Origin of the sequence: Haloarcula sp. CBA1115 (genome assembly GCF_000827835.1) — an archaeon.
GTDB lineage: Archaea > Halobacteriota > Halobacteria > Halobacteriales > Haloarculaceae > Haloarcula > Haloarcula hispanica.
Genome location: NZ_CP010529.1, coordinates 1848902 through 1874913 on the forward strand (window position 1 = coordinate 1848902; position 26012 = coordinate 1874913).

Annotated in this window: 22 protein-coding genes and 1 pseudogene; 15 read left to right on the forward strand and 8 right to left on the reverse strand. The window is 66.4% G+C overall.

The features are described 5' to 3' along the window. Nucleotides 1-40 precede the first annotated feature (40 nt). From SG26_RS09210 to SG26_RS09245, 8 genes and pseudogenes are all read left to right on the forward strand, one after another. Nucleotides 41-967: a precorrin-3B C(17)-methyltransferase gene (locus SG26_RS09210; protein ID WP_050037426.1), complete on the forward strand. Its 927-nt coding sequence runs from the start codon at nucleotides 41-43 to the stop codon at nucleotides 965-967. Nucleotides 968-969: 2 nt separating this feature from the next. Beyond that, nucleotides 970-2048, forward strand: a pseudogene (cobJ, locus tag SG26_RS09215) (precorrin-3B C(17)-methyltransferase). Continuing rightward, nucleotides 2048-2320: a ferredoxin gene (locus SG26_RS09220; protein WP_050037427.1), complete on the forward strand. Its 273-nt coding sequence runs from the start codon at nucleotides 2048-2050 to the stop codon at nucleotides 2318-2320. The pseudogene cobJ and the gene SG26_RS09220 overlap by 1 nt, the downstream one beginning before the upstream one ends. Beyond that, nucleotides 2317-2976: a hypothetical protein gene (locus SG26_RS09225; protein ID WP_050037428.1), complete on the forward strand. Its 660-nt coding sequence runs from the start codon at nucleotides 2317-2319 to the stop codon at nucleotides 2974-2976. The genes SG26_RS09220 and SG26_RS09225 overlap by 4 nt, the downstream gene beginning before the upstream one ends. After that, nucleotides 2973-4196: a CbiX/SirB N-terminal domain-containing protein gene (locus SG26_RS09230; RefSeq protein ID WP_050037429.1), complete on the forward strand. Its 1224-nt coding sequence runs from the start codon at nucleotides 2973-2975 to the stop codon at nucleotides 4194-4196. Before SG26_RS09225 ends, SG26_RS09230 begins: the two co-directional genes overlap by 4 nt. 26 nt (nucleotides 4197-4222) lie before the next feature. Next, nucleotides 4223-4594: a DUF3209 family protein gene (locus SG26_RS09235; RefSeq protein WP_014039269.1), complete on the forward strand. Its 372-nt coding sequence runs from the start codon at nucleotides 4223-4225 to the stop codon at nucleotides 4592-4594. Continuing rightward, on the forward strand, nucleotides 4587-5858 hold the full coding sequence (locus tag SG26_RS09240) for a PQQ-binding-like beta-propeller repeat protein (RefSeq protein ID WP_050037430.1): 1272 nt from the start codon (nucleotides 4587-4589) through the stop codon (nucleotides 5856-5858). Before SG26_RS09235 ends, SG26_RS09240 begins: the two co-directional genes overlap by 8 nt. 149 nt (nucleotides 5859-6007) lie before the next feature. After that, complete coding sequence (locus SG26_RS09245) at nucleotides 6008-6691, forward strand: DUF3552 domain-containing protein (protein ID WP_050037431.1); 684 nt, start codon at nucleotides 6008-6010, stop codon at nucleotides 6689-6691. 12 nt (nucleotides 6692-6703) lie between these two features. On the opposite strand, the gene SG26_RS09250 is transcribed toward SG26_RS09245, so the two are convergent. The 3 genes from SG26_RS09250 to SG26_RS09260 all read right to left on the reverse strand — a co-directional run bounded on the left by SG26_RS09250 (nucleotide 6704) and on the right by SG26_RS09260 (nucleotide 9855). Continuing rightward, nucleotides 6704-7417 carry a CbtA family protein gene (locus SG26_RS09250; RefSeq protein WP_050037432.1) on the reverse strand — a complete coding sequence of 238 codons (714 nt, stop codon included), beginning with the start codon at nucleotides 7415-7417 and terminating at the stop codon, nucleotides 6704-6706. Then, nucleotides 7417-7623, reverse strand: coding sequence for a CbtB domain-containing protein (locus SG26_RS09255; RefSeq protein ID WP_014039273.1), 207 nt, complete (start codon nucleotides 7621-7623; stop codon nucleotides 7417-7419). Before SG26_RS09255 ends, SG26_RS09250 begins: the two co-directional genes overlap by 1 nt. 69 nt (nucleotides 7624-7692) lie before the next feature. Continuing rightward, entirely contained in the window at nucleotides 7693-9855 is a 2163-nt protein-coding gene (locus tag SG26_RS09260) for a VWA domain-containing protein (protein ID WP_014039274.1), read from the reverse strand. Between the two features lie 35 nt (nucleotides 9856-9890). Between SG26_RS09260 and cobN the strand changes: the two genes are divergently transcribed. The 3 genes from cobN to SG26_RS09275 are packed head-to-tail and all read left to right on the forward strand — an operon-like array spanning nucleotide 9891 to nucleotide 15262. Further along, entirely contained in the window at nucleotides 9891-13787 is a 3897-nt protein-coding gene (gene cobN, locus SG26_RS09265; protein WP_050037433.1) for a cobaltochelatase subunit CobN, read from the forward strand. Beyond that, nucleotides 13777-14508 carry a precorrin-8X methylmutase gene (locus SG26_RS09270; RefSeq protein WP_050037434.1) on the forward strand — a complete coding sequence of 244 codons (732 nt, stop codon included), beginning with the start codon at nucleotides 13777-13779 and terminating at the stop codon, nucleotides 14506-14508. The genes cobN and SG26_RS09270 overlap by 11 nt, the downstream gene beginning before the upstream one ends. Beyond that, nucleotides 14501-15262 carry a cobalt-precorrin-7 (C(5))-methyltransferase gene (locus tag SG26_RS09275; RefSeq protein ID WP_050037435.1) on the forward strand — a complete coding sequence of 254 codons (762 nt, stop codon included), beginning with the start codon at nucleotides 14501-14503 and terminating at the stop codon, nucleotides 15260-15262. The genes SG26_RS09270 and SG26_RS09275 overlap by 8 nt, the downstream gene beginning before the upstream one ends. A 16-nt stretch (nucleotides 15263-15278) precedes the next feature. On the opposite strand, the gene SG26_RS09280 is transcribed toward SG26_RS09275, so the two are convergent. Both SG26_RS09280 and SG26_RS09285 read right to left on the reverse strand, forming a co-directional pair. Continuing rightward, nucleotides 15279-15746, reverse strand: a complete 468-nt coding sequence (locus tag SG26_RS09280) for a DUF2062 domain-containing protein (protein ID WP_014039278.1) — start codon at nucleotides 15744-15746, stop codon at nucleotides 15279-15281. Nucleotides 15747-15823: 77 nt separating this feature from the next. Next, nucleotides 15824-16597, reverse strand: coding sequence for a CbiX/SirB N-terminal domain-containing protein (locus SG26_RS09285; protein WP_050037436.1), 774 nt, complete (start codon nucleotides 16595-16597; stop codon nucleotides 15824-15826). Nucleotides 16598-16771: 174 nt separating this feature from the next. On the opposite strand from SG26_RS09285, the gene SG26_RS09290 reads away from it, so the two are divergent. Continuing rightward, entirely contained in the window at nucleotides 16772-17260 is a 489-nt protein-coding gene (locus SG26_RS09290; RefSeq protein WP_014039280.1) for a cation:proton antiporter regulatory subunit, read from the forward strand. A 38-nt stretch (nucleotides 17261-17298) separates the two neighbouring features. Beyond that, entirely contained in the window at nucleotides 17299-18510 is a 1212-nt protein-coding gene (locus tag SG26_RS09295) for a cation:proton antiporter (RefSeq protein ID WP_050037437.1), read from the forward strand. A gap of 22 nt (nucleotides 18511-18532) precedes the next feature. Here the strand turns inward: SG26_RS09295 and SG26_RS09300 are convergent, their stop codons facing one another. Then, nucleotides 18533-19573, reverse strand: a complete 1041-nt coding sequence (locus SG26_RS09300; RefSeq protein WP_044951606.1) for a zinc-binding dehydrogenase — start codon at nucleotides 19571-19573, stop codon at nucleotides 18533-18535. 474 nt (nucleotides 19574-20047) lie between these two features. On the opposite strand from SG26_RS09300, the gene SG26_RS09305 reads away from it, so the two are divergent. Then, on the forward strand, nucleotides 20048-20242 hold the full coding sequence (locus SG26_RS09305; RefSeq protein ID WP_004518274.1) for a XapX domain-containing protein: 195 nt from the start codon (nucleotides 20048-20050) through the stop codon (nucleotides 20240-20242). 84 nt (nucleotides 20243-20326) lie between these two features. On the opposite strand, the gene SG26_RS09310 is transcribed toward SG26_RS09305, so the two are convergent. Beyond that, entirely contained in the window at nucleotides 20327-21046 is a 720-nt protein-coding gene (locus tag SG26_RS09310) for a hypothetical protein (protein WP_014039283.1), read from the reverse strand. Nucleotides 21047-21049: 3 nt separating this feature from the next. Beyond that, on the reverse strand, nucleotides 21050-24505 hold the full coding sequence (locus SG26_RS09315) for a CehA/McbA family metallohydrolase (RefSeq protein WP_050037438.1): 3456 nt from the start codon (nucleotides 24503-24505) through the stop codon (nucleotides 21050-21052). A 342-nt stretch (nucleotides 24506-24847) separates the two neighbouring features. Between SG26_RS09315 and SG26_RS09320 the strand changes: the two genes are divergently transcribed. Then, nucleotides 24848-25774: a nucleoside hydrolase gene (locus SG26_RS09320; protein ID WP_044951612.1), complete on the forward strand. Its 927-nt coding sequence runs from the start codon at nucleotides 24848-24850 to the stop codon at nucleotides 25772-25774. Nucleotides 25775-26012 lie beyond the last annotated feature (238 nt).

A 26012-nucleotide genomic window follows, 5' to 3' on the forward strand; every position in this document is an offset into this window, starting at 1 on the left:
ACAGTATCGAGATTCGACCGGCGGCCCTCGGAGACCGAGGATGAGTAGCGACGGACGCCAGTCGACAGCGGCCGCGGCTGAGGCGACGCGTCCAGCCGACTACGGGACGCTGTACGTGGTCGGTATCGGGCCGGGGCTCCCCCACGACATGACCCAGCGGGCGAAAGACGTTATCCAGACCGCTGACTGTATCATCGCCTCGAACCTCTATCAGGAGTTCCTCCGGAAGGACGGCACGCTCCCGCCCCAATCGGCTGAACTCGACGGCGAAACCGATGACGGCGAAATCGCTGGCGAAGAAGGGGCCGTACTGGAGCGGCCCGACGGCAGTCGGCAGACGCTCATCCGCTCGTCGATGGGGAAGCAGGTCGAACTCGCCCGCGAGGCCTTCGAGCGGGTTCGGGCTGGCGAGGACATCGCCCACGTCTCCGGCGGCGACCCGAACGTCTACGGGAAGTCCGACCTCCTCTTTACGATGGCCGACGCCGACGACGCCGACGACGTGCCAATCGAAATCGTCCCCGGCGTGACCGCGGCGCTGTCCGGCGCGGCGAACCTCGGAGCGCCGCTGTCGAACGACTTCTGTACGATTTCGCTGTCGGACAAATGGCGCGGCTGGGACGAAATCGAGGAGAAGCTCCGGGCGGCCGCGATCAGCGGCTTCATCGTCGTCCTCTACAACTGCTGGCGCGATTACGAGCGGGCCGTCGATGTTCTGCGGGAGGAACGAGCGGACGACGTGCCCGCCGCTATCGTCAACGACTCCGGCCGCGGGGAAGCCGGCCGGAACCTCGACGACGAGACGGAGACGATCACGACGCTTGGCGAACTGTCCGAACACGACGACAAGGTCGGCGGCATGGGCTCGTCCATCGTCGTCGGCACTCACGAGACCGAAGTCTGGCGCAACGATTATCAGGAGTTCCTCGTCACCCCGCGCGGCGGGCGTGACGTCGACGATTTCTAACAATGAGCACTGACAACACTACTGACGCAAGTACCGAGACAGAATCGAAATGCGGGGCGAGCGAGGCGGGAAGCGCCTCCGAGAGCGCGAGCGAAGTAGAGACCGATACCACCTCGAAATGCGGTGCGAGCGCGAGTTCGTCGACAGAGACGAGTCCGGACACGGGCGACGACACCGCCTCGAAGTGCGGGGCCTCGTCGTCGTCCGAATCGTCGTCCTCGTCCAGTAGTCGCTCCTGTGGCGCGTCCTCGTCGTCCGGTTCCTCGGACGAGGAGGAGGTCGGCGCGACGGTCGACGACTTCGACGCCGAACCGGGCCGGCTCATCGCCGTCGGCCTCGGCCCGGCCAGCCTGAAGGAATGACCGCTCGCGCCCGCTCCGCCCTCATGGACGCCGAGCACATCGTCGGCTACACGACCTACGTCGAACTGCTGCCCGACGAGATTACTGAGGGAGCCGACGACATCTACAACACGCCGATGTGTGGCGAAGTGTCCAGAACGGAGGAGGCCATCGACCGCGCGCTGGCGGGCAACGACGTGGCCATCATCGGCAGCGGCGACCCGAACGTGTACGCGCTGGCCGGCCTCGCGCTGGAGATCATCGAGTCCAAGGGCGCGACGGCGACAATGCTCGATTTCGACGTGGTTCCGGGCGTCCCGGCCGCCCAGTCCTGTGCAGCCCGCGTCGGCGCGCCGCTGGTCAACGACACCGTCTCCATCTCGCTGTCGGACCACCTCACCGACATGCCGACCATCGAGTCGCGGCTCCACGCCGCCGCCAAGGAGGGCTTTACCATCACCATCTACAACCCCTGGAGCCGGAAACGGCGGGACAACTACGAGAAGTGCTGTGAGATCTTGCTGGAACACCGCGACCCCGAGACGCCCGTTGGCGTCGTCCACGCCGCCGGCCGCGAGGACGAACAGGTCGAAATCGTCGAACTCGGCGAATTGCCGGAACTCGGCGAAACGGACCTCGTGGACATGACCACCACCCTCCTCGTGGGCAACGAGGACACCTACGTCTGGGACGACCGGATGGTGACCCCGCGGGGCTACGAGACCAAGTACGACTACTAATGTACCGAATCACTATCGACCGTGAGGCCTGCGACGGTATCTTCGCCTGTCTCGTCCGCGACGACCGCTTCGTTGAGGATAGCGAGGGACTGGCGGCTATCGAGACGGACGACCAGACGGCAATCGAGGCCACTTTCGACGACGACCGGCGAGACGACGCCGAGCAGGCCGCCGCGGCCTGTCCGCTGGACGCGATTCACGTCGAATCCGTCGAGGATGGCGCAGGAGCCGTCGATGTCCCGGCGAGTGACACCGAGGAGGTCCAGCCATGAGCGTCGAGACCGGCGCGCCGCGGGACATGCTTGCGGCCCATCCCGAGACGGCATACTTCTGGGGCCGGGTCGCCGGCGACGGCGAGTGCGAGGACGGCTGTGTCACCGTCCGAACCAACGACGAGACGGCCGCCCGGCGGCTCGCGTCCATCGCCGGTGCGGAGCGGGCCGACCGCCGCATCGTCGAGCGGGCGTATGCCCACGACACCTCGATTACCCGTCAGGAGGAGGAGTTCACGGTGCAGGTCGTCGGCAGCCTCGCTGACCGTGCCAGCGCCGCGCTTGGCCTCCCGTTCGACGGCGAGTCGGGCGGCTACCGCTTCGACGCGCTGGCCGACTACGACCGCCAGCTCCTCCGGGGGCTGCTCGAAAGCTGTGGCACGGTCTGTTTCAAGTCCGACGACAACGCCGTCGGCATCTCCTTCGTCCACGAAGACGAACGACTCCTCCGGACGATACAGACGCTGCTCGACCGCTGTCCGGTCGACGCGCCCTACGACGAGCTCTCGGAGACATCGTCGGGCTACTGGTTCGGCGTGGCCGACGACGCGGCACCTGCCCTCGGCGACTGGCTGTACGAGGGCAGCGAAGAGACGGGGTTGTTCGCGCCGAGCCGCCGGCGCAAGCTCCAGAAAAGCATTGAACGAGTCCGATGAGTGAAGCTATCACCGCGCCGGAGACGCTGGACGACGAAGCGGTGCTGCTGGTCGGCCACGGCTCCCGGCGCGAGAAGTCGAACGAACAGGTCCGCGACCTTGCGGTCGAACTGGAGGGCCGACTCGGCATCCCGGTCGACGCGGCCTTTCTCGAACTGGCCGAGCCGGCTATCGACGAGGCCATCGCAGGGCTAGCCGGGGCGGTCTCGGAAGTGTCGGTGGTCCACCTCTCGCTGTTCGCCGCCAGCCACGTCAAAAACGACGTGCCCCTGGCCGTCGAGCAGGCCCGCGAGGCCCACCCGGAACTGACCATCAACAACGGCGCGCATCTGGGCGTCCACCCGGCGCTGCTGGACCTGCTGGACGACCGCGCGGCGGCCGTCGAGGCCGAACTGGGAGTCGACCGCGAAGAAGACGAGGTGGCTGCCGTCGTCTGCGCCCGCGGCTCCAGCGACCCGGACGCAAACGCCGACGTGCACAAGCTCGCTCGCCTGCTGTACGAGGGCCGCGAGTTCTCGCGGGTCGAAGCGTCGTTCATCGGCGTTACAGAGCCGCTGCTCGACGACACCCTGCACGACATCGCCAAGACCCGGCCCGACGCCGTCGTCGTCATCCCGTACATGCTCGGCGACGGCGTGCTGACCGGCCGTATCAAGGACGGCGCGCGCGAGTTCGACGAGGAGTACCCCTACGTCGACGCCGCGCCGGGCGAACCGCTCGGGACTGACACGCGCCTGCTGGACGTGCTGGGCGACCGCTGGCAGGAGGCCCGAACCGGCAGCGTCGAGATGTCCTGTGACACCTGCAAGTACAAGGTCGAACTGGACGGCTACGAGGAGGACCAGGGCGGCGCTCGCGCGATGCTCCGGGCGCTGACCCACCAGGCCGAACACGCCGACCGCGAGAACGTCGACGACGACCCCCACGTCCACGACGCCCCCGAGAAACACGTCGCCGTCTGTACGAACCAGACCTGCGCACAGGACGGCGCACCCGCGGTCCTCGAACGACTGCGCCAGGCCGCCCGCGACAGCGACCAGTGCGACGCCCGCATCACGCGGTCGTCGTGTCTCGGCCGCTGCGGCGAGGGGCCGATGGTCGCCGTCTACCCGGACGGTGTCTGGTACGGCGGCGTCGAAGACGAGGACGCCGCCGACATCGTCTCCTCGCATCTTGACCGCGACCGCATCGTGAGCGAACTCGTCGACCAGACGCTTTGAGAGTACACCCTTACAACACTACAACCATGAGCTGCTACGAAATCGAGGCCCTCCGACTGGGCCTCATGAACGTTCTCGGTACCGAAGACGACCACGCCCGCCAGCACGCCGAACAGGAGCTGGAGGGTCACATGACCGGCCCCATTGAGGCCCTCGCCGGCGCGGAGACGCTGGCCGCCATCGAGCGCCACCTCGACGCCGCGCTCGTGGACCTCGAAGAGGAGATCGCCGCGACCCCCGAAGACGACCCCGAGTACGACTACCTCCGGGGGCGACTCGTGGCGGTCCGCGACGCCGAGCGGGCGGTGTCGCGCATCACCATGCAGGGCGAGGACGTCCTCGACGGGCTGGGTGAGGCCCACGACGTCCTCCACGAGGCGTTCCCGGTCGATGAGTAGCCAGCGCGCCCCGACCGCTGACCTCGGGGACGTGGCCCCGGCTCGCTCGCGCCATCAGGGCCGTCGCTCGGCGGTCACGCTGACCGACGGGCTCGCGGTCGTCGGCACCGCCGACGGGGACCTCCGGGCGTTCGACGTCTCGGCGGACTCCGGCCCCCCACGTCCGTGCTGGCAGTACGACACGGACGGGGAACCCAGCGTCGTCGCGGCGGTGTCCTTCGACGGCGGTGTCGTCGTCGGGGAGCGCAGCGCTCGCGGGCAAATCCGCTGTCACGACGCCGACGGGGACCTGCGCTGGCGGTACGAAACCCGCGGGGACCTCGGCGAGGCCCAGCAGGAGACCAGATTTCTGTTGCCGTTCGTCGCCAGCCTCGCAACCGACGGCGGCCGGCTCTATGCCGCCGCCAGACGGTACGAGCGACGGACTGACGCCGACGGGAACGACCTCCGCCACTTCGAGAGCGTCGTCTACGCGTTCGCGCCCGACGGCACCGTCGACTGGACGTACCGGACCGACGGTTCGCCGATATCCCTCGACGCCGACGATGGCCGTGTCGCAATCGCCTACAACCGCTGTCCTGGCGACCACCAGCACGGCCTCGTCGTCCTCGATGCCGCCGACGGTGACCCGCGCTGGATGTGGGACCCCGGCACCGACGGCCAGCGGCGTGTCGGTGACGTGGCCCTGCTGGACGACGGCGCTGTCGTCTCCAGCCACGGCGACTACTGTGGCTACCGGCTCGACAGCGGCGGCCGGGAGCGCTGGCGTGTCCCGCTGGCGACGCCGACCGACGTGGACGGCGACATCGTCTACGCGTACCCGAATCACGTTCACGCGACAGAGGTGGGCGCGGTGTTTGTGACCGGCAACACCTACCCCGAGGAGGGCCGCGAGACAGAGGCACGGCATCCGACCGAGCACACTGCCGTTGGCGTCTCGCCCGATGGCGACCGTCGCTGGGACGCGCCCGTCGGCGGCTTCGCCAGCGGGCTTGGCACCGATGGCTCGCTGCTGGCCGTCCCCGGTGCACAGAACTTCCGGGACCGCGATGCCGACGACCACGCGCTTCGGCTGTTCGGTGTTGCAGACGGCCCCATCGACACATTGGACACCGACGGCGTCGTGACGGCGGCCGCAGTTGCGGACGGGACCGCTGTCGCCGTCGAGGAGCCGGTCGTCTACCACGACGAGGGCCGCGAGCGCGGAGCGTACCGGCTGCATCTGGTTGAGGTGGAGAACGAGACGGCCCGTTCGCGCCACTGACGCGTCGACGTAGCGATTTGGGCCGGTAACGGCCCGTTCGGACGACTTTTCGCTCAGACGTGATATCCCCGGTTTGGATCTGATTACTGTGTTATGTGGTGTCAAACTAACCATTCGACAGTCGTAGCGTCTCGGTATGGGTGCCCAGCATGGCCGATAACACAGACCCGGACCACGAGGAGACACAGTCGGAGGCAGACGCCAAAGCTGACGACGACAGCGCCGCTGCCGATCACCCTACAGAGCGTGAGCGGGAGTTCGCGCAGATGCAGCGACGGCTCAACGAGCGGGAGATGGGCCTCGACCAGCGGAGCGCGGAACTCGACCGGCGCGAGGAGGAGATCGCCGCCCGCGAAGAGGAACTCGACCGACAAGAGACAGAGCTCGACGAGCGGGAGTACCGACTTGATGAACGCGAAGCCGCTCTCGACGACCGGGAGACGGCCCTCGACGAGCGCGAGGCCGAACTGACGGAGTACGATGCGCAGTTGTCAGAACGTGCCACGGAACTCGACGAGCACGAGAAGACGCTGCACACCTACCTTTCGGGGCAGATGACGGACGTAGAGGAATCGGTCACGGAGACGATGCACAACGCGCTGGACCGGTACGAGGCGGATCGGTCGGCCGGTCGGTTCGGCCCGACCGGTACGATCCTCGTCGGGCTGGCCGGTGTCGCGCTCGTCGTTGCCGGGATCGGGTTCGGCGCGCTGGTCTCGGCCGGTACGGCGTCGTTCGGCGTCGGCGGGACGACGACGAACCTCGCTATCGCCGCCGTCGTCGCTATCGTCGGCCTGGCGCTGAATCTCGGAACGGTTGCCGGAAAAATCTGAGCCGCGTCGTCGTTAGTCCGCGGTCGCGGGATAGTCCAGGTCGTCCGCGGCTGGGGTATCACTGTCCCCGAGCCAGGCGTGAACCCCTGCGATTGTGGCCCACAGCACTAGCTGGCCGAACACGACCGTCCAGCGGTAGGCCGCGACGAGCGCGGCAGGCACGTCACCGTGGACCGGGTTTGCCGGTGCGAGCGCGACCGGAACTGCGAGCAGTGCGAGCGGCAGCGCCATGGCTCCGAGTCGAATGGCGGTGTGGTGGCGCGCTGTCCGCTGATACGCGAGCCCGGCGAGCACTGCGACCAGCGCCCCCAGTGCCATCAGGCCGGCGTACCAGGCGAGGCGCGTCTCTGTCCCAAGCGCCTGCTCGACGCCCGGCGGCTGTGGCGGCAGGACGAGCCACGGCGCGCCGGAGACGGTGAGAAAGCCGGCTCCCGCAAGCGCCAGTCGCTTCGTCGCGCCCGAGCCGGGGATTGCAGGTTCGAGGAAGAAATACGCCATCCCGAACACTGCGACGCCGAACAGCAGGCCCCAGAGGACGCCGCCGCCGATGCTCGCGACGGCCGTCGTGAGCCCGGAGACGACGGGGCCGCCGCCGTGGCCGTGCCCGTGTTCGAACGTCTCCAGTCCGGCAGTGAAGCTGTTCCCGACTGTCGCGACGAACAGACCGTAGACCAGCCCGCCGGCCACGCCGGCCACTGCGCCGCGTTCGAGGTAGTCAGTCGCCATCAGTGGCAGGTGATCCCGGCGCTGTGTCGGAAGTTGTGCAGCGAGTCGTGCAGCATCGGGTCCTGCACGAACAGCAGCGTGAAGCCGAGCGCCGCCACCAGCGCGACGGCAATGGCGATCTGCGGGCCGGTCAGCGACGCTCTGGCGCGTTCGATACGGTCATGCACGCTGTCCGTAGCGCGTGCGGTGTCAGTGTCGTCCTGCATTGAAATCTCGTTTGTCTTAAGAACAAGTAAGATTGTAAAACTTCCGCCTGAGACAGCTCCGGCCGGGGGTTATCGCTTGCTGGCGACGGCGTCGACGCGCTCGGCGGTCAGCGCGTCCAGCGGGACGACCGACGCGTCCGTTTCGTCAGCAACGAGGTCGAGCAGACCGGCGCGACTCCCTTCGCCCGCATCCACGACGACGGTGCGGTCGGCTGCTTCGCCGAGCGTCCGCGCCGCGTTTCTGGTCGCTGCGACCGGACTCCCGTCGGCGGTGTTCGCCCGGCCGTCGGTCACGACGACGACAACGCCGGCGTCCGGGTCCGCCCGGTCGAGCACTTCCCGAGCGGCCGCCAGCCCGTCCGGCAGCGGCGTCCGGTCGCCGGTCGGGAGGTCCTTCAGGTGTCGGGCCGCCAGCGAGACGCTCTCGGTCGGCGGGAGGACCACGTCCGCGCCCTCGCCGGCGAAGGTGACAAAGGCGACCTGGTCGCGGGCTTGGTAGGCGTCCTTCAACAGTTCCAGCACAGTCCCCTTCGCGGCTTTCATCGCCGGGCGCATCGACGCGCTTGCGTCGACGGCGAACACGACCAGCGTCTCGGCGTCGCCTGCACGAACGGACTTCCGAAGGTCACGTGACTCGACATGGCCGCTCCCGCGACTGGCCGCCGCCCGGACCGACGCTGCGGCGTCGACCTCATCGTCCCGGCCGGCGCGCTCGGTTCGGACCGTTGCACCGCGTTTCGTCCCTGTCGCGCTCGCACGGCCGCTTGCGCTCCCACCGTCGGTGTCGACCGACGGGGCATCCACGTCGGGTGCGCCGCTGTCGCCGACTGTGGCGCGGGACTGGCCCGGCAGCAGCGGGGTGGCGTTTTCCGGGTCGTCGGACTGGTTGGACTCTCCCTCCCCACCGTCGTCTCCGGCCGCTCCTTCGCCGTCGCCGGCCTCTGCTTCCTGCCGCTCGCCGTCGCTGTCGGCCGAGGTGGGCGTTGGCTGCTCGCCGCGCTCGCCTGACTCGTCGTCGCCGCCCTCGCCGGCGTCACCGCTGTCGTCCGGCCGCTGTTCTTGCTGTTCGCTTCCGTCCTCACCGCCTTCGGAATCGGCTCCGTCGTTTACTGACTCGTCGCCGGCCCCCGCTTCCTCTCCATCGTCTTCCGCGTCACCTTCCTCGTCACCGTTTTCTCCGTCGTCGTCGGACTGCTCCTCGGATTCGTCCTCGCCGTCCTCGAAATGGTCGTCGAGCACGTCGTCCACGTCCGGCGCGTCCTCGAAGGGCCGGGAGGTGAGCCGGTGGGGGAGCGCGAACTCGGCGGCGCGCTCGATGTCTGATTCAAGAACCGTCGTCCGCCCGTCGAGCGCGGCGAACGTCCGGGCCGCCCGCGCGGTGGCGATGTCGCCGCGGTGACCGTCGAGGCCGGCGTCCCGACAGAGTTCGGCGATCTGCTCGCGGAACTCGCGGGCGAGGGCGACCTCGGGCAGCAGTTCGCGGGCGGTCCGCAGGCGCTCGCCCGGGTCGCGGTCGGGTTCGCTCTGCATCTCCTCGTCGCCGTCCTCTCCCAGTGCTTGGTCGATGATAGCGACACGGTCATCGAGGTTCTCGCAGGCCGACACCTCGGTCTGCAGGGCGAATCGGTCCCGCAACTGCGGGCGGAGGTCGCCCTCCTCGGGGTTCATCGTCCCGACGAGGGTGAACTCGGCGGGGTGGGAAACGGTGACGCCGTCGCGCTCGACCCGGTTCTGGCCGCTCGCAGCAGCGTCGAGCAGCACGTCGACGAGGTGGTCGTCCAGCAGGTTCACCTCGTCCACGTAGAGGATGCCGCGGTTCGCGCGGGCCAGCAAGCCGGGGTCGAACTCGTGGTCGCCGTCGAGCGCGTCGGCCACCGACAGCGTCCCGACGACGCGGTCCCGGGTCGCGCCCAGCGGGAGCGTGACGAGTGGCACCGACCGCGTCTCGACGGGTGGGTCCGCCCGCGTCCGGCAGTCGTCACACTGGGCCTCCGGCCTGTCCGGTGGACAGCCGTAGGGACAGTCCGCGACCGCGCGCTGCTCGGGCAGCAGGTCGGCGAGGGCGCGCACGGCCGTCGATTTCGCCGTCCCCTTCTCGCCGCGGACCAGCAGGCCGTCGAGGTCGTCGTCTGTCGCGACGGCCAGCAACCCGTCTTTGAGGTCCCGCTGGCCCACCACGGCTGCGAAGGAGGCCTCCTGCGAAGCTTTTTTGCCGTCGCCGAGTACAACCATACTTGTATTAGTGCAAACGGAGATTTAATAACGTTATGCCACAGCTAGGACTCTACACCGCGACGGAGAACGAACTCGGGGCCGTCCAGCGGGCCGCGGACGAGGTCGACGCCGACCTCGTCGTGCGCTCGGAGAGCGACCTCGACGACGAGCCAGCGGTCGAGGCGTTCGTCGACGAACTGACAGACGCCGACGCCGTAATCCTGTGGCTCCACGGAGCCGAGGACAGCATGCCCGGCTACGAGATGGCCGTCGAGCGGTTGCGCGAGGCCGGCGTCCCGCTCGTGGTGAAAGCGACGGGCGACGCCTTCGCCTTCGAGGACACGTCGGTTCCTGACGAGCACCGCGAGACAGTCTACGACTACCTCGAGAAGGGCGGGGCGAGCAACGTCGCCAACTGCGTGCGCTACCTGGTGGCGCAGTACGGGCACGCCGACCCATCCTACGACGACCCGGTGACGCTGCCGACGGAGGGCGTCTACCATCCCGACCATCCGGGCGCGAGCATCGACGACCTGCGGGCGACGTTCGACCCGGCGAAACCGACCGTCGCCGTCTGGTTCTACGAGTCCCACTGGACCCACGAGAACACCCGCTACGTCGACGCGCAGGTCCGGGCCATTGAGGCCCAAGGGGCGAACGCGCTCCCGATATTCTGTGAACCGGCGACCGACGCCGAGGGCCAGTGGAACGCCGAACAGGTCACTGAGGAGTGGCTCCTCAATGCCGACGGCAACCCGCTGGTCGATGCAGTCTGCTCGTCGTTCATGTTCTCGCTGTCGATGGACGAACGCGGCCGCAGCGCCGACGACGAAGGCCAGAGCGCCGAGGACGTGTTCCTCGACAAACTCGGCGTCCCGGTCATCCAGACCGTGACGACGATGCGGTCCCGGTCCCGGTACGACAGCAGCGACACGGGCGTGATGGGCTTCGAACTCGCGCTCTCGGTCGCGCTGCCGGAGTTCGACGGCAACGTCATCACGCACCCCATCTCGGGCAAGGAGCGGACCGACGACGACGCCGGCATCGGTAGCGCGCCGAAACAGCACTTCCCCATCGACGACCGCATCGACCACGTCGCGCGGCTGGCGGTCAACTGGGCCGAACTGCGCCACACCCCGAACGACGAGAAGCAGGTCGCCGTCGTCCTCCACAACTACCCGCCCAGCGACGACGGTATCGGGACCGCGTTCGGGCTGGACTCGCCCGAGAGCACGGTGAACCTCTTGGAGGAACTGGACAGTCGCGGCTACGATTTGGGAGACACAATGCCCGACAGCGGCCAGTCCCTCGTCGAACGCCTCACCGCCCAACTGACGCTGGACGACCGCTGGGTCGCGCCCGAGGACGTGCGCGAGATGAGCGTCGACACCGTCTCGCCGGCCCAGTACGGCGAGTGGTTCGAGACGCTGGACGCGGACTTCCGCGAGAACGTCGTCGAGGAGTGGGGCGACCCGCCCGAGCGCCCGTTCGCAATTCCCGGCGTGGAGTTCGGAAACGTGCTCGTGACGGTCCAGCCCCCACGCGGGTTCGGCATGGACCCCTCGAAAGTGTACCACGACTCGGACCTCCAGCCGCCCCACGACTACGTCGCCTTCTACCGCTGGCTCCGCAACAGCTACGAGACGGACGCTGTCGTTCACCTCGGGACCCACGGCAGTCTGGAGTGGCTGCCGGGCAAGACTGTCGGGCTGGACGGCGAGAGCGCACCGGACCAGCTCATTGACGACATCCCGAACGTCTACCCCTACATCGTCAACAACCCCGGCGAGGGGACCCAGGCGAAGCGGCGCTCCTACGCCGCCATTGTCGACTACCTGACCCCGGTGATGGCCAATGCCGGGACCTACGACGACTTGGCCGACCTGGAAGAACTGGCCGACCGCTACCGCGAGGCCGGCATGGAAGACGCCCGGACCGACGACGGCGAGCACCTCGCCGAGCAGCTCCGCCAGACCGTCGACGAACTGGACCTCGCCGTCGAACTCGGCATCGCCGGCGAAATCGACGAGAAGGCCGACGTACGTGGCCCTGACGAAGCCGGGTCGACTCTCGCTGAGGGTGACGTGGCTGGCGACGACCTCGACATTGACGCCCTCGTCGAACGGGTCCACGAGTACCTCACCGACGTGAAGACGACGCAGATCCGGAAGGGGCTGCACACGATGGGCGAGCCGCCGGCCGACGACCGACTGGTCGACTACCTGGTCGCGCTCACGCGCCTCGAGAACCCCGGCGCGCCGTCCCTGCGCGAGAGCGTCGCTGGCGTGCTCGGCGTCGATTACGACAAACTGCGCAACGCCCCCGGCGAGTACGACGAGGCGCTGGGGATGACCTACGCCGAGGCCGCCGACCACGTCCACGAGACCAGCAAAGACCTCGTCCGGACGCTGGCCGAGCACGACTTCGACGTGCCCGAGAGCGAACTCGAAGACAACACCTCGGAGGTGAATATGAACCTTCTCGTGGTCGACATCGAACCGCTCGGGGATGCCCGCGTGCGGTCTGGCGCACACGAGGACCTCCGCGAGGCGCTGGCCTACATCTGCGAGGAGGCGGCCCCCCGGGTGGCCGGCGCAGCCGACGAGATTCCCCGCACCGCCGATGCTCTGGCTGGCGAGTACGTCCCACCCGGCGGCTCCGGCGCGCCGACCCGTGGCGGTGTCGACCTGCTCCCCACAGCCAGAAACTTCTACACACTGGACCCGCGGAAGGTCCCGGCCAAGACGGCGTGGGACGTGGGCAGCGAGGTCGCCGACGGCGTGCTGGAACGGCACGAGACCGACGAGGGCGAGTACCCCGAGGAAATCGGCGTCGTCGTCTGGGGCACGCCGACGGTTCGGACCCGCGGCGAGACAATTGCGCAGGTGCTCGCGCTGATGGGCGTCGAACCGGTCTGGTCCGACGCCGGCCGCGTCGAGGACGTGGAGCCGATTCCGCTCGAGGAACTCGGCCGCCCGCGCATCGACGTGACGACGCGGGTCTCCGGGCTGTTCCGCGATGCGTTCCCGGCGGCAGCGGGGGTCGTCCACGACGCCGTCGACGCCGTCGTCGACCTCGACGAACCGCACGAGATGAACTACGTGAAGAAACACGTCGAGGAGGAGACCAACGACCTTGTCGCCGACGGCATGGACGAGGGCGACGCCGAGAGCGCGGCGAAACACCGCGTGTTCACCACTCGCCCCGGCGGCTACGGTGCCGGGACCAACAAGGCCGTCGACGAGGGCAACTGGGACGACCGCTCGGACCTCGCCGACGTGTACGTCCAGTGGGGCGGCTACGCGATGGGGTCCCGGGGCCGGGTCAGCGACGCCCACGACGCCTTCGAGCGCCGCCTGTCCTCGGTCGACGCGACGGTCAAAATCGAGGACACCGCCGAACAGGACGAGTTCGACTCCTCGGACTGGTACGCCTTCCACGGCGGTTTCATCTCCGCAGTCACGGAAATCGCCGGCGAGGAGCCGAACTCCTACGTCGGGGACTCCTCGGATCCGGACAACGTCGACGTCTACACCAACGAGGAAAAGGTCCGGAAGGCGATGCGCGCCCGCGTGCTCAACCCCTCGTGGCTCGACTCGATGGAGGAACACGGCTACAAAGGAGCCGGGGACCTCTCGACGACGGTTGACGTGGTGCTGGGCTGGGACGCGACGACCGACGTGGTCAGCGACACGCTGTGGGAGGACGTGGCCGAACGCTACGCCTTCGACGCGGACCGTCAGGAGTGGCTCCGGGACGTGAACCCCTGGGCGCTGGATTCGATCACCGACACGCTACTCGAAGCTATCGACCGCGGGCTCTGGGACGCCGACGACGAGACGCGGGACCGCCTGCGGGATCTGAACCTGGAGGTGGACGGTGATTTGGAGGCCCGTGCCGGGGCTGGCTCCAGCAACGATTCGACAGAGGTGACCTCAGATGACGACTAACACAGACGACGCGACAGACGGCGACACGAACAGCGAGGACGACTTCGAGGAGTACGCCGACCTCGGCGCGACCACCTCGAACGCGATGGATATCGCGGAGACGTCGATGGACCGCGTCCGCGAACTCGTTTCGGACGAGACGCTGGCCGACCGCATCCGCCAGAAGTCCGTCCACGCGACCGGCGACCCAGAGTTCCAGCACCTGATGCGGTTCACCGGGACGGACGACGACGAACCGGTCCGTGCGGGGGCTCGCGCTGTCCTCGATGAACAACCCATCGTCACCGACATCACGATGGTCAAGGCCGGCATCACCGGCCGCGGGCACGACTGTCCGGTCCAGAAGGCCATCGGTAACGGCGCGGAACTGGCCGCCGAAACCGGGATGACCCGCACGGCCGCGTCAGTGCTCGAACTCGACAAGCAGGGCGTCTACGACGGGGCGATTGCCGTCGTCGGGAACGCGCCGACCGCCGCGCTCGCGCTGGCGGACTGCATCGAGGACGGCACGCGCCCGGCGGTCGTCGTCGCCACGCCCGTCGGCTTCGTCAAGGCCGCCGAGAGCCGAGAGCGGCTCCGCGAGGTCGCCGCCGAGCACGGCGTGCCGACCATCACGAACGTCGGCCGCCGCGGCGGGAGCGGACTGGCCGCCGGGCTGACGAACGAACTGGTGCACGTAGCCTCAGACGTACGAGACGGGGAACTCACGCTCGATGAGTAGCGACGACTACGACCTCGATAGCGGGCCGGACCCAGCGGCCATCGCGGCGAGCGCGCCCGAGGACCCCGACGCCGACCGGCCGGTCCACGCTGTCGGCATCGGCCCGGGGAACCTCGATTTCCTGACGCCGCGCGGTGAGCAGGCGATTCGCGAAGCTGACGTAGTCGTCGGCTTCGAAACCGTCGTCGACTTCGTCGCCGACCGGACCGACGCGGACCTGCTGACCTGTGGCTACCGGGACGAACTCGACACGCTGGAGACTTTCGCCGAACGCGTGGCCGACGGCGAGCGTGGGACTGCGGTGGCGATGGGTGACCCGAACCATTCGGGCTACCAGTTCGTCGGGAAGGTCCAGCGCGCCGTCGACCGGCCGGTTCGTATCGTGCCGGGCATCTCCTCGCTGCAACTGGCTGCCAGTCGCGCCCGGACGCCAATGGAGGACACGACCTTTGTGACGCTCCACAAGAGCGGCGACCTCTCCACCGACCTCGACCGGCTCCGGAGCGACGTGGGCGACCGACACCTGCTCGTGTTGCCGCGCCCCTTCGACCTGATGCCCGAAGACGTCGCAGCCGAACTGCTGGACGCTGGCGGCGACCCCGAGCTGCCGGCGCTGGTCTACGAGCGACTGACCCACGACGACGAGGACCGGACCGCGACGACGCTCGGCGATCTTGCCAAAGATGCTGGCGGTGGCGGCAGGGACGACACGCGGTTCTCGGACCTGTCGGTGTTCGTCGTGCGGCGAGACTGAGGCCGTTTTACTGCGGTCAGCTAACTGCGGCGGGCTCTTGCTGCCGCCGCCTGTATTCGTTTATCAGACGGAACGCCAGCACGTACCCGATAGCAGCGAACACGATGGCCAGGATAATGTTCCCCGTCCACAGTCGGACCAGCACGTCGCCGCCCATCGACATCGACACACCGTCGAATGACAGCCCGGGTATCGGCCCCAGAATCCGGTTGCCGAGCCAGAAGCTCGACGCGTACACGCCCCACTTGACTGGCGGATTGAGTATCAGCACCGAGGCAAACAGCGCGACCTTGCTGAGCTGTCTGAACAGGTACGCGAGGACGAGAAAGGCGATGAACCCAGTGCCAAGCGTCGGTAGCGCGGTGAGGAACACACCGACGCTGAAGCTCATCGCGACCTCTCGCGGAGAGTGGTCCTCTATCAGCGCGGTCACCAGCTTCTCTTTGACCTGTTCCCGCGTCTGCGCTACTCGTCGGCGAACCATCTACGTGCCAGAATGTACCGTGGGTACAAATCGCTTCCTCTCGTCGACGGGAGCTCGGCACTGCCGCCGCGACAGCCCTAATCGCCCTCGCCGTCGGTCGCCATCGGCCGGTTTGTGGCGGCCAGCGTCGCCTCGAACGTCTGTGGCGTGCGCGTGTCGGCCATCGTCCGTGCCGTCTCGACGGCGGTTGCGACGGCCTCGGTGACGAGCGGATGGTCGCCCAGCGTGTCAGTGTAGGCGAGCCCGCCTCTGTCGAGGTCGAGCTTGGCGGGAATCTGCGTCTCAGTTGCGTCGGTCGGCGCGAGAAAGAGCGGCACGGCGACGGCGTGGTCGTGGGTGAGGTTGTACCTGACACATTCGACGGCGGGGTTTTGCAGCAGATAGCACGGTTCGACCTCGCCGAAGGCCGACCGCTCGCGCAGGCGCTCGGCGTGGTACTCCGTCACCTGCCGCTGATACGGCTTGCCGCTGGAGCCGAAGGCAACGAGTGCGACGGACGAATCGGCAGCTTCCGGTACCGCAGCGGCGGCACGATCACGGAGCGCTTCGGTCAGCAGCGGGCTTCGCCCAACCGGTTCGCAGTAATGCGTCTCGGCGTCGACCTCCTCGAGCGCCGCCGGAACGTCCGTGACTGTCGTGTGGTCGTGAGCGACGGTCATCGGGAGCGCAAACACCCGGTCCGCATCGATGGCTACCAGTTCGTCGCGTAACTCCCGACGGGGTTCGTGGTCGTAGGTCAGCACCGTCACGTCGGTGGCTACCCCGCGCTCGCGCAGACGGCGAGCGTGTGTCTCGTAGGGCGTAGCGCGTGACGTGTCCCGACCGATGAGCAGGAGTGTGTCGTGTGGCATTGGTAGCTCCTAACGCTAAAACAAGCTGAGTTGTTTTAGCGAAAGTTGGCTTGCCTGAACGTTGGCAGGAACCCACTAATACCTTTGGGTCCCCCGTCGTACCGGCTATCGACGACCGTCTGTGCAGCGCAGCGGGCACCGGGTCTTATGGATGCTGGACCGCAATCTCGGGCTATGGACGTGACCGAGAGTGACCTGCCCGGCGTGGGAAAGAAACACGAGGTGGACATCGGCGGTGGCCAACAACTGGTCGTCGTGACCCACAACACGGGCACTCGCGAACTGTATCTGAGAGAGAGCGAGGACGCCGACTCTGTGAAGTTGCTCGAACTCTCTGACCGGATGGCTCGGATAGTCGGCACGATACTCGAAGGCGCGTACTTCCAGCCGGTCGAATCCAATCACGTCGAGACGATGCTGTCGGAGGGCACGCTGCTCGAGTGGTACGCAGTCGAGGACGACTCACCGCTGGTCGGTGAGACGCTGGCCGGCGCTGATGTCGGTCAGCGGACTGGCGTCACTGTCGTCGCGATACAGCGCGACGACGACGTCATCGCCGCCCCCGCGTCCACCGCCGAAATCGAGGCCGGTGACACAATCGTCGTCATCGGCGAACGCGACAACTGTGAGCGGTTCGAGCAGCTCCTTGGCGGAGAGCTGTAGACAGATGCCTGTAGCCGGCTCGTTGGGAGGCTACCGCCGTGGCTGACCTGCTCGGTATCGGTGTGTTGTTCGCCGCCGTCGCGGTCGCTACCCTCGTCGCCGTGTGGCTGAACAAGTCGGTGATTCCGTTCTACATCGTCTTCGGGATGGTGCTGTCGCCGTCGGTTGCGGGGCAATTCTCCGTCGCCGGCTACGGTCTCCCGGTCGTCGAGTCCTCCGAGTTCATCGAACTCGGCGCGGAGCTCGGTATCGTCTTCCTGCTGTTTTTCCTCGGGCTTGAGTTCAATCTCGACCGGCTGCTGGACCGCTGGGAGCGCATCACCAGAGCGGGGACCATCGACCTCGCCATCAACTTCGGTGCCGGTCTCCTGCTCGGGTTCGCGCTGTTTCGCGACCTGCTCGCGGCCTTTCTGGTCGCCGGCATCGTCTACATCTCCTCGTCGGCCATCATCACGAAGTCGCTCATCGACCTCGGCTGGATCGCCAACGACGAGGCCGACCCGTTGCTCGGGACGCTCGTGTTCGAGGACCTGTTCATCGCGGTGTATCTCACAATCGCCGCCGCGCTCGTCACCGGTGGGTCCGACCTCGGGGCCGCCGCGACCTCTGTCGGCGTCGCGCTCTCATTCATCGTCGCGCTCCTGCTGCTGGCCCGTTACGGGACGCCATGGTTTGAGTGGGCCTTACAGACGACCTCGAACGAGTTTACTGTGGTGCGAGCCGTCGGTATCACGGTTTTCATCTCCGGACTTGCCCTCGCTATCGGCGTTAGCGAGGCCGTCGCCGCGTTCTTCATCGGGATGGCCTTTGCCCCGACCACTCACACGCACAAGCTAGAACGACTGCTGGAGCCCCTCCGCGACACGTTTGCGGCGGTGTTTTTCTTCTGGATCGGCGTCGAGACCGACCCCCGATTGTTCGCAAGCGTCGCGGGGCTGGTCGCCGCCGCTGTCGTCGTCACCACGCCGACGAAAATCCTGTCGGGCTATCTGGGCGGCCGCGCGTACGACCTCGACCCCCGTCGGTCGATACGCGTCGGCCTCGGCATGGTCACTCGCGGCGAGTTCTCTCTGATCATCGCCGCCGTCGCACTGACCGGCGCAGGCACGTCGCTGTCGTCCGAGCTAGCCAACGCCGTCTACTCCTTTACTGTCGCCTACGTGCTCGTGATGAGTATTCTCGGGACGATGCTGATGCAGTACTCTGCTCCCTTCGAGGACTTTGCAACGGCCCGCTTCGGGGCGGAGTAACGAGAAAAATGTGGGGGCGGCCCTACAGTTCGCTGTCGGGAACGACGACGACCTTCCCGAAGCCTTCGCGGTCCTCGATTATCTCGTGTGCCCGAGCGATCTCGCTCATCGGCAGCGTCTCGCGGACTCGCGGCTCCATCTCTCCTTGCCAGACCAGATCAAGCACTTCGTCGGCCTGCCCCGGGGTGGCCATCGTCGAGCCGATGACCTGCAACTGGTTCCAGAAGATGCGGTTGATGTCCGTCTCCGGGTTGCCGCCGGTGGTCGCGCCGCAGGTGACGACCCGGCCGCCCTTGACGAGGCTTTTGAGCGAGTCCTGCCATGTCTGTGCGCCGATGTGATCGACAACCATGTCGACGCCGCGGCCGTCGGTCAGGTCCCGAATCTCGCTCGCGAAGTCCGCCTCCTCGTAGTTGATGGTGTGGTCCGCGCCCAGTTCTTCGGCGTAGTCGAGCTTTTCCTGGCTGCTGGCAGTGGCGAACACCTCAGCGCCGGCGTGGTCGGCTATCTGGACGGCCGCGTGGCCGACACCGCCGGAGGCACCGAGAACGAGAACGGACTCGCCGGCCTTCAGGTCGCCGCGGTCACGGAGCATCCGCCAGGCGGTCTGGAACACCAGTGGCGACGCGGCGGCCGTCTCCCAGTCGACGCCCTCCGGGACTGGCGTGAGATTCTCCGCTGGCACGGCGGCGTACTCGCTGTGGACACCCCGGACGTGCTCGCCGATGATGTGGAAATCAGGCGCGAGCGTCGGGTCGCCCTTCCGCGTGAACTCGTCGCCACCGCCGCTCTTGCCGGCGAGGACGGCGACGCGGTCGCCCGGCTCGAACCGCGAAACGCCGTCGCCCACCTCGTCGACGACCCCGGCGGCGTCACTCCCCGGGATGTGTGGCATATCGAGGTCGATGCCGGGGAGCCCGCGACGGGTCCAGATGTCGAGGTGGTTCAGTGCGGCCGCCTTCACGTCGATGACGACCTCGTCGCGGCCCGGTTCGGGGTCGGGAAACTCGCCATACTCGAGCACATCACGATCGCCGTGACTGTCGAACTGAACGGCTTGCATCGTCATCACTTCCCGTGGCTCGCTTATAAACGCCAGCCTCCCGGAGGCTATTCTGGTTGTCGTCGCCAGTGTTCGGTCTACCAGCGCCGCTCAATCTGTGTCTATTGCTTATTCTATTCTGTCTATGCACTGTATGGTTACAGAATACACATCTTCTCTCTATCTAGCCGACTTCTATTATTATCTATCGTATATGCGGCCATATCAGCCTGAGATACTGTGGATATCTGGAGATAAAAACACAAAAGACGCTAATTCAGATATCTGAGCGTCCTTCTCGGCCTTGCAACACTGTCCGGGCTTGGTGTGTGCTACTACTCACCACTGCTGGCTCGATGAGGAGCATACTTATCGCTCGAACCCGTTCTCTACGGCACCAATGACACACACATCAAACACACCCACTGGTCGCTCTCGGGCCGTTCCGACACGCGACTGCGTGGCTCCTCGCTGTGGGACAGCGGTGACCGACCGATGAATCTCTCGCTCGTTATCGTCGCGACGATGACTGGCGTCGCAACCGGCGTCGTGTTCGGACTGCTTGACGTTCCCATTCCGGCCCCACCGAATCTCGCCGGTGTCATGGGTATCCTCGGAATCCTCGTCGGCTATCGCCTCATCGAGTACTTCGACGTCGGCGTCAGCCTGCTGTCGTTGCTGAAGGTCTGACGACGATAGAGCGCTTTTCGGACCTGAGCGTCCTAGCTTCTCGCTACCAGAACGACAGTGACGGCAGTGACGACACTGCCGCCGTCAGTGGTCCGCGTGCTCGGTTCCGTTGTGGTGCTGGTGAGTGCTTTCGTTCTCGCCGTGGTCGGTTCCAGCCTCCCCGTGATCGTGATCGCGAGTGAGGCGGCCGTGGTACGTGTCGAGCGTCCGTTCGAGGAGCGCGGTCCGCGTCTCGTGGCCCTCGACGACCGGTTCGACCCACCGCGATTCGGTTCGCCAGTAGCCCATCACGTCGCCGGACGGCTCGATCACCTCCGCGTCGAGGCCCTCGACCCCCCAGTCGTCCGTGTACGCCTGGATGAACGAGACGACGACCGTCTCGATGCCGGCCGCGAGTTCGTGGCCGCGCGTGCTCTTCGTGACGTACGTCAGCCTGACGCGGCTGTCTTCGACGGCGAGCGAGTCGATGTCGACGAACCACTTCCGCAGGTTGGACTCGAACGCGGCCAGTTCGGTGTCGGCAGTACCGTCGGCTTCGTCGTCGCTACCTGCGTGTTCGTTGCCGTGGCTGTGTCCCTCGCCATGGTCGTGACTGCCGTCTGTGTGCGTGTGGCCGTGCGCCTCGTCGTGATGTGGCCCATCGTCTCCCTGCGCGGGCGTTGGCGTCGAGCCGCCGGCCCCGATGTCGTCCGACTGGCTGTTCTGCGTCCCGCCGAGGCTGCTACAGCCTGCGCTGGTCGCCGCAGCCAGCGCGAGGGTTCCGAGGAACCCACGCCGACTCCGTCGCTGGCTGGTGTCCCGCATGAATCAGGTCCTCCGTCGTGTTGCGAGCAGCGCCGCGCCGACGAGCGCGAACAGTGTGACGACGGCGGTGAACCCGGGTCCGGACGCGGCGGTCGTCTCCGACTCCGCGGTTGCAGTGTCATCCGCTGCTGTTGCCGCTGACTCGCCCTCGGTGTCCGCCGGCGTTGCAGTCCCCGTAGTGCCGCCGGATTCGCCGTTGCCGTCAGTCCCGGATTCGGCCTGCTGGTCGGTCGAAATCCAGACTGGGCTAGTCAGCGCTCGGTCGCCGTCTTCGTCGACGACACGGAAGGCGACCCACGCGTTCCCGTCGATATCAACATCGGTGCTCATGGTGTCGTTCGTGCCGTCGAGCGTGACGTTCGAAACGGTCGTGCCGTTCCGAATGACCTCGGCGTAGGCCAGTTCGTCGAGGTTCCGGACCGTTGCGGACGCCTCTACGGACGACCCGGCGGTCGTGTTCACGGTCTCGCCAGGCATCCTGTCCTCGACGGTGAACTCGACGGCCGGACCGTACGTCGCGTACGTGTGCCCGTCTTTCACTGACTGGGCCCACTTGTCAGGCGTGACGGTCCCTTCGACGTATGCCCGGGTGCGGGCGCTCCCGTATTTCGCCGGGAAGCACTGCGAACAGTGGTCGTCGCTGACCCCGGTCGCCGTGATGTCGTAGCCGTTGTTCCAGAGGGTGAACAGCCCCTGCACGCTCGCTGCGTCGGACTCGCCGTACGGGCCGTTGTACGCCTCGATGGCGTCGACCATCGGGAGGTACTCCTCGTGCTGTCCGGGCGCGCTGTCGAGGCTGACGAAGCGGTCACCCGGATGGTTGATCTGGAACACCGTCGCGTTGTGTCGGCTGCGGGACTCCTCGATGAACTCCACGAGGGTCCCGTCGGAATCAATCATCTCCTCGCCGTGCAGCGGATAGGGGTTGAAGTGCCCGAGGTCGCCCGTGGTGATCTCCTCACTCCGGACGAACATGATGTCGCGCTCCTGTGCCTGTGACTGCATCGACCCCCAGCCGCCGATGGCGTTGTGGTCGGAGATGAACACTGCGTCAACGCCCGCCGATTTCTGAATGGCGACGAAGTTGTCGATGGGCGTCTTGCCGTCGAAGCTGACGCTGCTGTGGGCGTGGGGGTCGATGCCGACCCAGTTGCGTTCGCTTGGGTCGAGTTCCTCGGTGAACGTCGCGTTGACGCTGACCGATTCGCCGGGCGTCACCGAGATGTTCTTCTCGACCGGCTCGGCGATGTAGCCCGTCCCGTGGTTGAACACCAAGGTGTAGTTACCGGGCGGAAGCTGGAACGAGGCTGTGCCGGCCGGCGTCGTCCGGGTGTAGACGGTCTGGACCGCGGTGCCGCCGTCGAGCACCGTAATCCGGGCATCGGCGGGGCTGACCTCGCCCTCGTCGTCTATCGTTGCGGTGACGTTGACGGGAGCCGGTCCTTCTAGCGAGTCGAAGTCGGCGGTTGTCGCTTCGCCGCCGCTGACGGTGACGGACTTGGGCTCTGATGCTGCGAACCCGCTGGCATCGGCCGTCAGCGTGTACTCGCCGGCGGGGAGTTCGAGTTCGTACGTTCCGGTCTCCGAGCCGACGGTGTAGGTGAACGCACGGTCGTCCTTCGAGGCGGTGACTGTAGCCTGTGAGACGGACTCGTTGTCCGTACTCTCGATGCTGCCGGTCACCGTCCCTGTCTCGGTTCCCTGCTGCTTGTTGTAGTACTCGCTGGTCGCGCTACTTGACCCATCTTCGCCGACGAAGAAAGCGAACTCCGCTGACCGCGTTTCGCCGGGGTCGAGGCGGTGTTCGAGCCACGGGTCAACCCAGGTTGTGGACCCCGTGTACGAGGTAAATGAGCCGTTCCCGCCCCAGACGCCGTAGCTCACGCGGTCACCGGTGAGCGCGGCCCAGGGCTGGTCGAGCGTGTCGGCACTCACTGGTGGCGAGCGCGTCTCTTCGATCGTTCCCGAGCCAGGGAGCCAGGTCGACTGCCCCTCGGAACTCAGTGCGGCCCCGCTCTGGAGGCGCTCGGAATCGTTGATCGGGAGGCGCTGGTCGCCGCCGTTTTCCATCGTGGTGTTGATCCAGATGTGGCTGGAGTTGGCTGGCAGCGTGTACGTCGTCGTAATCGAGACGTTCGGATTCGTGCTGACGTGGCCAGTCGCGGTGACGACTGCCGCGCCGTTTGGCCCGGTTGCGTTCTGGCGCTCGAAGGACTCGTAGACGGGCCACGTCCCGAAGTTGTTGAACGCGAACTCGGCGACACCGATCTGGTCGGTCGTCAGCCCGTACGCGTTGGCGTCGTAGATACCGCCCGGCAGCGTGCCGAAGGGTCCGTTCGTCTCGGTACCGATGGCGGCGGCGACTTCGCTGTTTTTCAGCACAATCGTCTCGTTTGCTGGCGTCTCGCCGCCCTTGACTCGCTCGCCGGTGACGGCGACCGGCTTGTCCGGTCGCTCGACGTGGCCCGACGAGGCCAGCCACTTCACCGTCCGGAAGAGGAACGGCCGCGTATCGGTTTGCTGGTGTTCGGCCTGCCACTCGTCGGTGAGATACGTCGTGAGCGACTTCTGACTGCCGAAGGCGACGACGCGGCCGTTGTCACCGATATCCCACGTCGCGGCCGCACCAACGATGCGCTCGCCACGGGGGTACTCCTTCTCTGTCGTGGAGTAAGTGTACTCGTAGGTATCGCTGTCACCGTACAGCAACGGGGCCTGCGTCCCGTTGTCCGTGTCGGTGACGTTGAGACTGACCCCGTCGTACTCTACGGTGTCGACGTTGTTCATTATCGGATGGCGGCCCGTGTTGTGCAGGATGACCCGCCACTCGTAGTCCTCGACGGTCTTGTTGGTCGGATCTTGAACGTTCCGGAGCCACTTGTCGCTCTCGCCGTTGAAGTGGAGGCCGTACGGGTCGGTGATGTCGTTGAGCTTGCCGGCGTGGCCCTGTAGTGGTGAGGTCCAGTCCCCGACGACGAACAGGCTGCCGCCGTTTCTGACGTACTCGTCGATTGCATCCTGCTCGGCCTCGCTATAGGCCGTCTGGGGGACGGGAATGATGACCACGTCGTAGTCCGACAGCCCGCTCGCGGCCGAACTGTTCCACGAGGTCAGCCCGCCGGTCGTCGACCGTTTCGTGTCGACATCGTACCCGCGTTCGCTGAGTCGGTTCGCGAACTTCGTGAATGTCGAGCCCTGATGACTCCCGTCGATCAACACGTCGACGCCGGCACCGCTGTTGTTGAGATCGACGGAATCATCAGGAACCGGACAGCTCCCGTCGAGCTGACAGGTCGCCCCACCAGCCGAAGCCGTCTGTGTTGCTGTCTGACTGTTCGCCGTTGCTAGCTCGTTTTGTTCGCTCGGTGCAGCAGCGGCGCTTCCGAGGAAGCCGGTGCTGACAACCGACAAAACGAGTAGTACGCTGAGTAGTACTGGCCGTATGTGATTTCTATCCATCACTTCCTGTACAGTATTGTGACTATATAGTTAAAATTTATGATAGACGCACTGTTGCCGGATACTGACTGTTCTCCGTAACGAATGATCGACTTTCCCCCTGAGCTGTGGCCCGGACTTCGGGGATGGATGAACCCTCAGCTGTCCCCCAGTATCGCACCGCTTGGGCAGTATAAGACGGCTTTGGCGGACACACCTGGTCTGTCGGCCACACATTCCGACACACGGATTGTGGTAGCGACGACGGCCCGACAGATCGCCCACAGGTCTGTCTCCGGCGGTGTCCGTGTCACAACCGGTACGTACCAGCTTTTAAGACCCGATGGGCGGAACTTCGGAGGTATGTCACGCAAAGTCTTCTTTGATACGGACCCTGGCTGCGACGACGCGGTCATGCTGGCGATGGCGCTCGGTCACGATGCAATCGACGTTGTCGGTCTCTCGACTGTCTGCGGGAACACGACTATCGAGAACACGACGCGAAACGCCCACGCGATACTGGGCCTCGGTGGCTACGACGTTCCGGTGTCCCGGGGCTGTGGGCGTCCGCTCGTCGACGATCTCACGACCGCCGAGTGGATTCACGGCGAGAACGGGCTCCACGGCGACATCCCCGACGCCGACGGCGACACGCGGGACATCCACGGGGCCGACGCAATCGTCGAAGCCGCCCACGAGTACGGGGACGAACTGACGATCGCAGCCGTCGGTCCGCTTCCGAATCTGGCGATCGCACTGGCCAAGGAGCCCCGGTTACCCGACCTCGTCGAGGACATCTATCTCATGGGTGGGGCGGCGATGACGACCGGGAACGTGACGCCGATGGCCGAGGCCAACTTCCACAACGACCCCGCGGCGGCCAGCCGCGTCCTGCAGGACGCCAACACGCGGATGGTCGGCCTGGACGTGACCAACCGCGCCACCGTCTCCCCCGAGTTCATCGAGGAGTTCCGCACGGCCGACGGCGTCCGCGGAACCATCGCCGAGTGGCTCGACTACCGACCCGACTCCGGGACCTACCCGCTCGCCGACGCACCGGCTATCCACGACGCCGCCGTCGTCGCCGATCTCATCGACGAATCGGTACTCACCTTCGAGGAGTACCACATTGAGGTAGACACGACCGGCGGTCCCTGCCACGGGGCCGTCATCTGTGACGAGCACGGCACGACCGACAACGACCCCAACAATCGTGTCGCTGTCGACATCGACGTCGACCGATACCGGGACATCCTTGAGACGGGCCTCCAAGCCTACGCGACGCAGTAGCGGCCGCTTGCTGTGTCGGTTCTGCTATTACAACGCCCTGATAACACCCGTGAAACTGTCTTCGGGCGAAAATCCGATGAGCCGACAGCCTGAAGCCACGGAAACCAGACCACTGAGGCGCGGACTGCTCCACCGCTGCAGCACGAGTGTGTCCGAACTTGCGCTACTGTGCTATTGCCGACCGAATGCCAATATGGCACAAGTCTGTGATTCACTTTGTGCAATATTACCACACCAT